General features: G+C 53.7%; 10 protein-coding genes. 8 read left to right on the forward strand and 2 right to left on the reverse strand.

The annotated features are described in order from the left end of the window. Nucleotides 1–174 precede the first annotated feature (174 nt). A complete protein-coding gene (locus tag IJ22_RS03120) occupies nt 175–717 on the forward strand; it encodes a TlpA family protein disulfide reductase (RefSeq protein WP_062407158.1) in 543 nt (180 codons plus the stop codon). Between the two features lie 57 nt (nt 718–774). On the opposite strand, the gene cimA is transcribed toward IJ22_RS03120, so the two are convergent. Further along, a complete protein-coding gene (gene cimA / locus IJ22_RS03125) occupies nt 775–2397 on the reverse strand; it encodes a citramalate synthase (protein ID WP_062407160.1) in 1623 nt (540 codons plus the stop codon). Nucleotides 2398–2563: 166 nt separating this feature from the next. Here cimA and IJ22_RS03130 point away from each other — a divergent pair, with 166 nt between their 5' ends. From IJ22_RS03130 to IJ22_RS03160, 7 genes are all read left to right on the forward strand, one after another. Then, nucleotides 2564–3871 carry a DNA polymerase IV gene (locus IJ22_RS03130; RefSeq protein ID WP_062407162.1) on the forward strand — a complete coding sequence of 436 codons (1308 nt, stop codon included), beginning with the start codon at nt 2564–2566 and terminating at the stop codon, nt 3869–3871. Further along, nucleotides 3868–4362 (forward strand): molybdopterin-guanine dinucleotide biosynthesis protein B, encoded by a 495-nt coding sequence (mobB, locus tag IJ22_RS03135; protein WP_062407164.1) that lies wholly within the window; start codon nt 3868–3870, stop codon nt 4360–4362. The genes IJ22_RS03130 and mobB overlap by 4 nt, the downstream gene beginning before the upstream one ends. 99 nt (nt 4363–4461) lie before the next feature. Beyond that, a complete protein-coding gene (locus IJ22_RS03140; protein ID WP_054819035.1) occupies nt 4462–4698 on the forward strand; it encodes a ferredoxin in 237 nt (78 codons plus the stop codon). A gap of 142 nt (nt 4699–4840) precedes the next feature. Next, nucleotides 4841–6715, forward strand: coding sequence for a CHASE2 domain-containing protein (locus IJ22_RS03145; RefSeq protein ID WP_082660650.1), 1875 nt, complete (start codon nt 4841–4843; stop codon nt 6713–6715). Continuing rightward, nucleotides 6694–8526, forward strand: coding sequence for a FecR family protein (locus IJ22_RS03150; RefSeq protein ID WP_145862491.1), 1833 nt, complete (start codon nt 6694–6696; stop codon nt 8524–8526). Before IJ22_RS03145 ends, IJ22_RS03150 begins: the two co-directional genes overlap by 22 nt. Nucleotides 8527–8554: 28 nt before the next feature. Next, the gene (locus IJ22_RS03155; RefSeq protein ID WP_062407168.1) at nt 8555–10156 is read left to right on the forward strand and encodes a stalk domain-containing protein; all 1602 of its coding nucleotides are present in this window, start codon (nt 8555–8557) and stop codon (nt 10154–10156) included. A gap of 156 nt (nt 10157–10312) precedes the next feature. After that, a complete protein-coding gene (locus IJ22_RS03160) occupies nt 10313–11728 on the forward strand; it encodes a L,D-transpeptidase family protein (RefSeq protein ID WP_235594242.1) in 1416 nt (471 codons plus the stop codon). 47 nt (nt 11729–11775) lie between these two features. Here the strand turns inward: IJ22_RS03160 and IJ22_RS26495 are convergent, their stop codons facing one another. Continuing rightward, complete coding sequence (locus tag IJ22_RS26495) at nt 11776–11913, reverse strand: hypothetical protein (RefSeq protein ID WP_171005842.1); 138 nt, start codon at nt 11911–11913, stop codon at nt 11776–11778. Nucleotides 11914–12025 lie beyond the last annotated feature (112 nt).

Raw genomic sequence — 12025 nt, forward strand, 5'->3', positions numbered from 1 at the left:
TCGAACCTGCCCCTCTGAAGACAAAAGAATGTAGCTCTAATGTTCCCGTACCCTAGCGGGATCATGCCTTCCGGCTTATTCCAGCAGAAACAAGGGCACAGCCTGAAATCTTTCTGTAAATGAGGGGAATACTTAGGAGGAGAAGCACAGCGGGTCGGACTGGAGGAACCACTCATGAAAAAAAACGCAATACTGCTGCTGGTCGCGTTGCTTTTGGCAGGCATTGCCTTTTACCAACATGTCAGGGGGCCTGAGTCCTCTACACAAGCTGCATCGGCAATGAACCGGCTGGCTGTAGGTCAGCCTGTGCCCCAAATCATATTACAGGGGCTGGACGGCTCGGATTATCGGCTTGGCGGAGCCCGGGATAAACCGTTGGTGATAAACTTTTGGGCATCCTGGTGCAGGCCCTGCCATGAAGAAGCGCCTGATTTAAGTCAGGTATACGAGCGGTATCAAGGCAAAATCGATTTGTATGCAGTTAATGTAACAAAAGATGACAGTATAAACTTGGTGCAAAGCTTTGTGCAGCAGTATCGCTATACGTTTCCTGTCCTTCTGGATTCGAAAGGAGAAGCGGCGTCCGCTTACCGGATTTTATTTGTGCCGACCAGCTTTCTGATCGACCGTCAGGGGAGGCTGCTGGAGGTTATTCATGTCCTCCCTAAAGAGGAACTGGATAAAAAAATCAGAAGGCTCGTCGAATCGGCGGCCTGAAAAAAAGCCGCAGTCCTGTTTAAAGAATTAAACAGTCTGCGGCTTTTACTATAGGTTTTAATGATTGATGAGCCCGACCTGTTCCCGCTGCTGTTCTTTAAGTTGGCGGGCGGCCCGGGTTTGGCTCAGCAAGGCGTAGCGCATGCTGTCGACCAGCGCCTGCCAGCTTGCTTCAATGACATTTTCGGATACGCCGACTGTACTCCATGTGGATTGGAAATCGGACGATTCAATCAGCACCCGAACTTTTGCGGCTGTCGTATCCTTCTCGTCCAATACGCGAACCTTGTAGTCCGTCAAGTGCATATTTTGCAGCCCCGGATAATACTGCATCAGGCATTTGCGCAGCGCATTATCCAACGCATTGACCGGGCCGTTGCCCTCGGCAGCGTTATAAACAGTCTCGCCGTGTACCTTGACTTTAACGATGGCTTCGGAAACAACCGGTTGGTCCTCGGATTTGGCAACCATGATTTTAAAGGATTCCAACGTGAAGACTTCTTCCAGATGTCCGTATGCGCCGCGGATAAGCAGTTCCAATGTAGCGTCGGCCCCTTCGAATTGATAGCCTTGATGCTCCATCTCTTTAATTTGGGCGATCAATTGCTTCGTCTGCTGGTTATTGGTATTGAAATCGAGTCCCAGCTCCTGCGCCTTGAACACCAGATTGCTTTGACCCGCCAGCTCGGAAACAAGAACACGCTGCTTGTTGCCTACCAGCTCCGGCGTAATATGCTCGTATGTGCTGGAATTCCGCAAAATGGCGGACACGTGGATGCCCCCTTTATGGGCGAACGCAGCGGTGCCGACGTACGGCTGGTTCATCGGCATGTGCATGTTGGCGATCTCGCTGACGTAACGGGCGACATTCGTTAAGTTTGCCAGCTGCTCGTCGCTGATGACATCATATTTCAACTTTAATTGGAGGTTCGGAATAATCGAGACGAGATTCGCGTTCCCGCAGCGTTCTCCGTATCCGTTAATCGTCCCCTGAACCTGGGTGGCTCCGGCCATAACTGCGGCGATACTGTTAGCGACCCCGACCTCACAGTCATTGTGGGCATGAATGCCGATCGGACATTTCACCGCCCGGCGTACGGCGGCAACGATTTCCGATATCTCATGAGGAAGCGTCCCTCCATTGGTATCGCAGAGGGCAATCCAATCGGCTCCGGCTTCTTCCGCTTTCTTGATGGTTGCCAGGGCGTATTCCGGATTGCTTTTGTACCCGTCGAAAAAATGCTCCGCGTCATAGATGATTTCCAAACCGCGGCTCTTCAAGTAGCGGACGGAATCATAAATCATCGCCAAGTTTTCTTCAAGCGTCGTTTGAATAGCCGTGTGCACTTGGAAATCCCAAGATTTGCCGAAAATCGCGGCGGCTTGTACACCGACTTCCAGAATGCGGTTCAGGTTGGCATCGTTCTCAGGCAAAGTGTCCTTGCGGCGCGTGCTGCCAAAAGCGGTTACTTTGGCCTGCTTAAGACCAAGCTCCTTGACACGAATGAAAAATTCAATATCTTTATTGTTGCTTCCCGGCCATCCGCCTTCAATATAGGAAACGCCCAGTTCATCCAGCTTCTGGGCGATTTTGAGTTTGTCTTCGACAGACAGGCTGATGCCTTCCCCTTGAGTTCCATCTCTCAAGGTCGTATCGAATATTTTAATTTTGGCTCCCATGGTAAAGTCCTCCTGTTCCATTAACCTGTATACACCATCAAATGAATGAAAAATAGATTTCATAATTATAGCACATTGTTTCTTGTAAAGGATATTATTAAAATAAAAATAACACCTATCTTTTTAATGACGAGTATACTGACATCAGGGCGAGGTGACCTTGAACATGCCGGAAAGAAAGCCGGGGACCGGGGATGGTTATCCCGTGAACGGCAGAGTCATACTCCATATCGATATGAATGCATTTTATTGTTCCGTGCATGAGGCGGTGGAACCTGACAAATACAAAGACAAGCCGCTGGCCGTCGCCGGCAGCGTGGAACTGCGGAAAGGGATCATTGTCACTTGCTCCTACAAGGCCCGCAGCAAGGGAGTGAAGACGGGGATGCTTGTCGGGCAAGCGCTGAAGCTTTGTCCCGAACTGATTGTCATCCAGCCGGATTTTGAACTCTACCGGAGCTTCTCCAGACGGTTTATGAAAATCGCTTACGAATATTCGCCGCTGGTCGAAGCCATGTCTATTGACGAATGCTACGTGGATATTACAGGCTCCAAGACGTTCGGGACACCGCTTGAGATTGCTTCGGCCATTCAGGAACGAATTCGCAAAGAGCTGCACCTTCCTTGTTCGATCGGCATAGCTCCCAACAGACTGCTCGCCAAGATGGCGTCGGATATGAAGAAGCCCAACGGCATTTCCGTGCTGCGCAAAAGGGACGTGCCGGCCATGCTCTGGCCGCATCCATGCTCCTATTTATACGGGATCGGGAAGAAAACCGCCGAAAAGCTCAAAAGGCTGCAGATTCATACGCTTGGTCAGCTGGCGCATGCCGATGAGGCGGTTTTAATGCATCATTTTGGCGTGCTGGGGCCGGTCTTGAAGCGTGCTGCGAACGGAGAGGACGATTCGCCGGTCAATCCGGAGCGGGAACAAAGCAAGTCGATCGGGCATACGACGACCCTGCCGGTCAATTATACGGAGTATGCCGATATTCACCGGGTATTCCTTAATTTGGCCGATCAGGTGGGCCGGAGGCTGAGGAAGCAAGGGCTGTTGGCTCAGACCGTGCAAATCACCATCAGGGATCCCGATATGAAAACCATCACGCGTGCGGCGAAGCTCAATGAACCGACGGAGGACGCCTCGGACTTTTACCGCCTTGCTTGCCGCCTGTTCGACACGCATTGGAAGGCGGGAGATCCGGTAAGGCTGCTGGGGATCACGCTGCAAAGTCTGTCTCCCAAACGGGAAGCCGCCGTTCAGCTGGATTTATTCAGCTATCAGAAGCAGCCTGCGAAAGAGAAATTGACCCAAACACTGGATGCGCTGCGCGACAAATTCGGCGAGGGAGCCGTTCTTACCGCGGGAATGCTCGGCAACGACCCTTCGACGCTGATCCGCAACGCAAAAATCCGCGGCACCTCCCTGCAAATGGATCACCTCAGATTAAAGGGACTGGAGGAAGAGGAGTGAAAACGAAGGTGATCGGCTTTACCGGCTATGCGAACAGCGGCAAGACCACGTTAATCCGGAGATTGACGGAGCACTATGAGGCCAAAGGCATGAACGTGGCCGTCATAAAACACGACGGGCACGGGCATTATAAAGAAGCGGCCGATACGGACTCGGCCCGGTTTATTCAATCGGGGGCCTCGGCTTCCATTGTCATATCGCCGGATTCCGTCCGGACCTATGAACGTCGGATAATGCCGCTATCCGATATGATCGAAACGCTGCAGGAGCGCTACCAGTATATTTTCGTGGAAGGATTCAAGCGCGAGCCGCACGCGAAAATCGCCGTCTTCCGTACCGAAGAGCAGGCGGATATCGTTAGCTCCCTCCCGGTTCCGCCCGTCGCTTGGGTTACAACCGATGTTGCTTTGGCCGAACACCGTGTTCCGGACTGCCCTGTTTTTCAGCCGGACGATATTGAATCGATAGCGTGCTTTATCGAAAACCTATAACGATACGTTATCATTATGTTCGCTACTTTCTATTTGAACTTTATAGGCATTTATATTATATTTTAGGATGAGGTAAACAATAAGGGAGGAAGATTAGACATGGCTAAATACACATGGGTGGACAAAGAAACCTGTATCGCCTGTGGTGCTTGCGGCGCAACGGCACCTGACATTTACGATTACGACGATGAGGGTCTTGCTGAGGTAATCTACGATAACGACGGCAACAAAGGCGTAACTGAAATTCCGGAAGATCTGTACGATGATCTGCAGGATGCGCAAGACGGCTGCCCTACGGATTCCATTAAAGTGGCGGACGCTCCTTTCAATAAGTAAGACTTCAGAATTATAACAAGGCTTGTTCCTGATGCGGGGAACAGGCCTTTTTTCTGTTTTTCTACATTTTTTTCGCCGGATGTATAGGATTATATGGTAATATAAAAATTGGTAATTTGCGAGTTGGCGTAGGGGGTAATCTATGAAAAAAGGAATGAGCGAAGCCGGGGTTACCCTTATAGGCAATGGTTTCATCGCACTGCTGTGCGTACTGCTTCTGGCGACCGGCCCGTTACAGGTGCTGTCCAATTCATTATATGATTTTAATATCAGGCAAACCATGTTGCAAGCACCGCATGAAGACATTCTCGTCATCGGGATAGATGAGCGGTCGATCAAGGAAGCCGGTCCATACCCCTGGGATCGAAGGATTTATGCGGAACTGATTTCCCGCCTGGAGGAAGCGGGAGCGAAAGTCATCGCTTTCGATATCGAGCTGTATACGGACAGCAATAACCCGGAGAGCGACAAGGCGCTGGCCGAAGAGCTTGCCAAACACCGCAATATCCTTATCCCCTCTCATGCCCATGTGGAAGGAGAGTTTCAGCGAACGACCACGGTCAAAGCGGGCGAGCTGATCAAGGCCCGGTCTGTGACGGATCCGATTCCGATATTCAGCCGTTCGGTATACAGAACACATATCAACATGACGCTGGACAGCGATGGGGTAGTCCGCTCCCATTGGATGCAAATTGATACTCCGCGGGGAGTATACCCGACGCTGAGCCTTGCTATGGCGCAGTTGGCCGGGTTGGATGTAAGCCGGTTTCTGGATTTGCCCTTGATAGACAAACGTCCCCAATCCGAAATGCTGATCCGTTGGGATGGCAAGGAGAACGATTTCGAAACCGTTTCTTTCATTGACGCATGGAATGGAACGGTGCCTGCCGAGACGTTCCGCGACCGTCTGGTGCTTGTGGGCTACACCGCCCCCGGGTCCGATCAAGGGATTACGCCCGTAGAGAAGCACATGCATATGGTTTACGCGCATGCCAATATACTGAATCAGATTTTAACGGGCCAAGTGATTACCCCGGTGCATAAGGCATTTGGGATGGCGCTGGCTTTACTTACCATGCTGCTGCTCGGCTTCAGCACCTGGAGACTGAAGGCTAATGCGGGCATCATCGCGGCGTCAGGCGTCATTCTTATGCTGTTCGGCGGCCAGTTCGCGCTGTTTGCCTTCAGCTCGCAATATTTGGATGTTATGGCTGCAGCCGTATGCGGCGTGATAACCTATCTGGGCAATCTGGCCATGAAAGCTTATTTTGAGACCAGACAAAAAAATTATATCACCAGGCAATTCGGCCGCTACCTTTCACCCGACCTGGTCAAATCCATCGCCGACAGCAAGCGGGAAATTCAGCTGGGGGGCATCAGCAAGGAGCTTTCGATCCTGTTCCTGGATGTGCGCGGATTCACTCCGCTTTCAGAGAAGCTGAAGCCGGAGGAAGTGGTCGATTGTCTCAATAGGTTGTTTAACCTGATCACCGAACGGGCGCTGCACAATCATGGCACAATTGACAAATTCATCGGCGATGCCGCGATGATCTTGTACAATGCGCCGCTCGACGTACCTGACCATCCTTATTACGCGGTCAAAACGGCCTATGAAATTCAAAAAGGAATGGAGAAGGTCAGGGCAGAAATATGTGGGAAATACGGCGTAACCCTCAGTGTCGGCATAGGGATTAACACCGGCGAAGCCGTTGTCGGCAACATCGGTTCCTACCTCCGCGTGGATTATACGGCGATCGGAGATCACGTCAACACGGCGGCACGAATCGAATCCCATACGGAGCCAAACCAGATTCTCGTATCCGAAGCGACGTATGAGCTGACCAAAGCATACTTCGAATACCGCTATGCCGGGGAAAAGCGGATGAAAGGCAAAAGCGTTCCCTTGAAGCTGTTCGAGGTGGCGGGCGTCAAAGGGGCTCCGGCTTCCGGGAAGGACGGGATTCCTGCTTCTGCGTTAAAGAAAGGGGTTTTCAGGTGGAGAAAGCAAATCGGTTGAAAAGGAAAAAACGGGCAGCAGCGTTCATGTGGGTGATGATGTTCGCCCTGCTCTTCTCTATGCTGTCATTCGTACCAGCCCCGCCCGTTCAGGCTAAAAGCGTGCGCGCTGCAGTAGTGGTTGAGGTCAAAGGGAATGTGACTTACACCAAATCCGGGGGTTCAAAGTCGCACCGCGCCTATGTGAATTTGAGCCTGAACCGAGGCGACGCCATATCGACAGGGTCTTCTTCTTCCGTCGTCATACGCATCGTTGACCGTGAGGATGAACTGACGATCGGTTCGAACGCGGAAGTGTATATCGCGGATTTGCTGGAGGAGAACGGCGGCAAAAAGTCCAAAGTGAAAGCATGGGCCGGTTCGTTATGGGCAAAGGTGAAATCGCTGGTGAGCCCGGAGGATGAGTTCGAGGTGGAGACGCCTACGGCCGTCATGGGTGTTCGGGGGACGCAATATATGACGCTTGTCGATCCGGTTACCGGCAGAACGACCATGTACGTGGCGGCGGGTATCGTAGAGGCGACGTCTACGCTTTCCACCGGTTCGGAAGGCCATCCGTCGGGATCTGCTGCCGTATACCCGGCGCAGCAAATCGACATGGATTTGCGGGCGCAGGCCGAGGATTTAAGGATTCTGGTATATTATGCGGAACCCAAAGCCATCGTCGAGTCTGCATCGCCGCGAGTGCTGGAAGCATTCCTGACCGCCATACCGGAGATTCAGGCGGAGAATGAAGGAATAAAAAACCGGATGCAGGAACAATTCAATCAAGGCATCCGGCAGCCGGACGACCGGTCGATTCTGAGGTACCTTACGCAGGATGAATTGGACAACGTCTTGCGCAACTTCGACGCTCTCGTGACGGAACTGGTTCAAGAGGCCGTGAGAGCAAACAAGCTGGATCCGCGAAAGGTAGATGAAGTGAATGCCCGGATTACGGATCCGGGCAAGAGAATCGACTTGACGCAGCCCCCGGCAGTCGACAGGACGGCAGGGCTGGACCCGGCCATTGAAAGGCTGAAGCAGGTCAACAGGAATACGGAAGCAAGCCCTGCAAGACTGGAACGGCTCCGGATGGAGCAGGCTATGCGGAAGCTGGGGCCTTATTTGGCGGAGCTGGCAGGCGAAAGGAACAGGTTGGCGGAGGAGAACCGAAAGACGGAGGACGCTGCCAATCAGAGAGCCTCGGAAGCCTTGATGAATCAATTGTCCGATTCGGAACGCCGGAAGTTCTTGGAGAATCGGCTCAAGCTCGGGGAGCTGATGAATTCCAATACCCCGGCACCGCCAGCTGGCGGCGGTCCATCCGGCGGCGGAGAACCTGCCATACAAGTGCCGGGTCCTGTTAAGCCGGCCGTAACGGTCAAGCAGCATGGATCGCCTGTAAACGGCTTTATTCATCTTGATCTGGAAATGCGGCATTTTACGGACAAGGAGCCGTTCTACGCCGTGGAGGCTCACCTCGTCTACAATCAGAGCGAATTGAACTATAGGCAAACAGCGAAATTTACGAATGCGGCCAGTGCTGTATTCAAGGACCGGCAAGCTGCAGAGACATTGACCCAGCACAAGGGAGAAACGCAAAATGAGCTGATATACGCAGCATCGCAATATGAAACCGGTCCAGATCAGCCTGTGGATCACATCCGGTTGAACGGATCCGGACTGTTGGCGCGCATTCCGCTGCAAGTGTTGGATTCGGCCGCCAATACGGCGAATGTCGAGCTGGTATACGTGAAGGTCGTCGATAAAGAAGGCAGGACCGTTTACGAGCTGACAAGCCCGCAATCGATCACGGTTATAACGAGGTAAAGGTTTGTGCGTACGGAAGGAGAAACCAATGAATAAAGCTGTACTACGGGCCGCTTTAGCCGTCCTGGCTTCCGTCATGATCGGCGGTCAGGGCGCCTTAGCCGCCTCTTGGGAAACGGATAGTCTCCGGGGCCCGGAGCAGCAGATCATGGTCAATGTCACCAGTCAGGCGGGCTCCGGGGATATGGGCAGCATGAACGGGGCGGAGAAGAATGCGACGTTTCGTATTCCGTCCCGGCTTGCCGTGCTGCCGGACAGCACGGTACTGATTTCGGATTCAAGGAATCATATGATTCGCATGCTGGCTCAAGGACGGGTTGGCACCTACGCGGGCATCCTGTATGAAATGGACGGTAAAGGGTTCCCGGTCGGAGGTCTTTTGGACGGACCTGGCGACATGGCTCTATTCCAGGAGCCGCACGGAATGGCCGTAGATGCCGGAGGCAATGTCTATGTAGCTGATGCGGGAAATCACGCGATCCGGAAAATCGACGCTTCCGGCAGAGTCTCTACCGTAGCCGGAAACGGTTTGATCGGATTAAAGGACGGCAGGGGAAAAGACGCCTCCTTCTACCGCCCGACGGATGTGGTTGCCGCGCCTGACGGAACGCTGTATGTAGCGGATACGCTCAATCATGTCATCCGCCGCATTACTCCGTCCGGTGAGGTAAAGACGCTGAATGCCCCTTCAGCCCGGGCCGTGGAAGTGTCTCCGGGCCAGGCTTCACCGGCCGGCGATTACGCCGACGGCGACTTGAAACAGGCGAAATTTAACGAGCCGGGCGGGCTCGTGATGGACGACAAAGGCAATTTATATGTCAGCGACTCGGGCAATCAACGCATTCGCTATATCGATTTGCAGGCGGGTACGGTAACCACCGTAGCCGGAGGAGGGACCGCCTCCGCGACCAAAGACTTGTATGCTCCGGGGGATTATGCGGACGGAGAAGCGGGCCATGCCAGATTCAACTTCCCGCTCGGCCTGGCACGGACAAGGGAAGGCGGGCTGATTATTGCGGACAGTCAAAACCACGCGGTTCGTTATTTATGGAACGGCCGGGTTACTACGCTTGCAGGCGTACCCGGCAGCACCACGGGCGAGCTGGACGGCATTGAAGGACACGCGCGGATGCATAGGCCTACCGGTGTAGCCGTACAAGCTGACGGCAGCATTCTGGTGGCGGATGCCTATAACAACAAGCTGCGTCAAATTCGTTTGTACAGCCTTCCGGCGGATTTGCCCAAGGACAACAACGTCAAGGTCGTAGTAGACGATCAATGGATTCCATTCGAAGTCCATCCGGATTTGACAAACGGCCGCACGATGGTACCGGTCCGCACCCTGGCGGAAGCGCTTGGCTATGAAGTGACGTTCGACGCCGGGACCCGCACCGTACGGCTCAGCAAGGACGGTACAATCATTGAAATGGGCATGGACAGGAATGGATTAAAGCGGACGGCAAAAGGCAGGGAATGGAGCTCGGAAACGGATGCGGCGCCTTATATCAAGCAGGACCGCATGTTCGTTCCTATACGTTTCGTTGCAGAAGCAATCGGCCTGGACGTCCAATGGGATAACGCTTCCCGTACGGCCATCCTCCGTCATAAGACCATCGACACTGCGCGTTAAACGTTCAAAGCCGGGAAGAGGGCTATCTTCCGACTTTCAATGAAATTCGCCTTCCCGGCCGATCGTTCGGCCTGCGGAAGGCGTTTTTGTTCCCCATACTCTCAAAAACCGCACGGCAAACGCCGATAATTTAGTGGACGAGGCGGAAAGAGGGGAATGCTCTTGAAATCGAAGGATCCAAAAGATCAGCTTCAACTCTTTTTTAAGCAGGACCCGCAGTATTTAAAAACATATGTCAAAGAGCATCCGAACAATAAGATGGCGTGGTACTTGCTTGGACGCGAATACGAAGCGCAGGGCAAACAAGGCAAGGCGCTGTATTGTTACGCCCAGGCAGGCGAAATATACGAGGCTTATGAGAATCAGAAGGTCAATCTGCCCCCCGAAGCATTGGAGCAGATCCGGGGTTGGGGCTCGACCCGCAAGCGCCGCCGCCGTATGGGCCGTCTCCGATTAGGCTTGGCGCTCCTGATGTTGGCGGCTGCGGTATTATTCGCGCCAGGCGCTCCTTCATTGCCTGTATACGTAACGGAGAAGGAAGTGCCGCTCCCGGAAGGCGTAACCCCCGCACAGCTGCAGGAGACAAAAGTCTATTATATTACCGGAGGGAAGACCCAGGAAAGGATCGGAGCCGCTTTACAGAGCATGCTGCTGGAGGAGAGAATCAGCAGCTTCGCGATTTTGGCCAGGGGGATTCCGATGGGACAAACCTCGTGGATCAGCTGGCTGAGAAAGCCGGAGGTGCTGCTTTCCGTCGAAGCGAAGCAGGATGCTTCGCAGCAGCAAATCAATTACCATGATGCCGAGAGCTGCGGCTGTCAGCCGGCCGATCCTGGCAAGGCGGAGCAGATCGTAGCCGCATGGATGTCCAAACAGGAGCAGGAGCTCGTGCTGAAATCAGCCATAGCGTATTATACCAAAGCGAATGGCCGGGCACCGGAGCAGTTGACGGAATTAACCGCGTCTTATCCCGGTAATGTGCTGCCCGGCGTTACCGCGGACATGCAGGGGCTGTTCGACCGGCAGAAGGATGAAATCGCTGCCGAAACGGCCGAATGGGTAAAGCAAAACGGGTCGCCAAAAGCGTCAGAGGCCATGCCGGGCGCGGAAGGCTTGACGAAGCCGATGAAGGAGCCGCTGCGGATTGTGGTCGACAAGTCCGCCCACCGTTTGGCTCTAGTCAGCGGCAATCTGATCGTGCGCAGCTACGCCGTCGGGCTGGGAGGCGACCGCACGCCCGAAGGGACCTTTGCGATCACGGAAAAGGTCCGCAACCCGAACGGGAAGTCGAACGGCGAGTTCGGCAGCCGGGGCATGACGCTTTCGGATACCCTTTACGCCATTCACGGAACGAACCGGCCGTCGAGCATCGGCAAGGACGAGTCCCTGGGCTGTATCCGGATGCGCAAGGAGGATGTGGAAGAACTGTTCGACATGACGCCGCTCGGTACACCGGTAACGATCGGCAGAGGGCTGCTGCCGGCGGAAGAATCACGCAGCGGGAGCCCGTTCAGGCTGCCGCTGCAGACCGGGGAAACGAACCCGGGGAAAGTGTACCGATGGCTGAACTGAAAGGTCGGCTTGGCCGGACAGAGGCTTCGGGCTTCCCTGGAGGATGGCTAGCTGCCGAGGATGAGGAGTACGGCCATGATGATGACAATCGCTGCAAATATGGAGCTGATCCAGATGATCAGCTTTTTGTTCGGCTGCTCCTTCGCTTTGCGCTGCAAATAGGAGGAGTTTTTTTTCTTTGGCATGACAATCGGCCCTTCCGAAAGAGTGAGTTTAAACATAATATTAACATAATGCAGCCGGATTGGCAGGGGGATTTTGCAGCTTGTCCTCTTTATTTTTGTCCCGCAAAACGAT

The sequence above is a fragment of the Paenibacillus naphthalenovorans genome (assembly GCF_001465255.1).
In the GTDB taxonomy this organism is placed as follows: Bacteria; Bacillota; Bacilli; order Paenibacillales; family NBRC-103111; genus Paenibacillus_G; species Paenibacillus_G naphthalenovorans.

Excerpts from the sequence above, each read along its gene's own strand:
- IJ22_RS03120 (WP_062407158.1), top strand. The coding sequence starts at position 175 with ATGAAAAAAAACGCAATACTGCTGCTGGTCGCGTTGCTTTTGGCAGGC.
- cimA (WP_062407160.1), bottom strand. The coding sequence starts at position 2,397 with ATGGGAGCCAAAATTAAAATATTCGATACGACCTTGAGAGATGGAACT.
- IJ22_RS03130 (WP_062407162.1), top strand. The coding sequence starts at position 2,564 with ATGCCGGAAAGAAAGCCGGGGACCGGGGATGGTTATCCCGTGAACGGC.
- IJ22_RS03140 (WP_054819035.1), top strand. The coding sequence starts at position 4,462 with ATGGCTAAATACACATGGGTGGACAAAGAAACCTGTATCGCCTGTGGT.
- IJ22_RS03145 (WP_082660650.1), top strand. The coding sequence starts at position 4,841 with ATGAAAAAAGGAATGAGCGAAGCCGGGGTTACCCTTATAGGCAATGGT.
- IJ22_RS03155 (WP_062407168.1), top strand. The coding sequence starts at position 8,555 with ATGAATAAAGCTGTACTACGGGCCGCTTTAGCCGTCCTGGCTTCCGTC.
- IJ22_RS03160 (WP_235594242.1), top strand. The coding sequence starts at position 10,313 with ATGCTCTTGAAATCGAAGGATCCAAAAGATCAGCTTCAACTCTTTTTT.
- IJ22_RS26495 (WP_171005842.1), bottom strand. The coding sequence starts at position 11,913 with ATGCCAAAGAAAAAAAACTCCTCCTATTTGCAGCGCAAAGCGAAGGAG.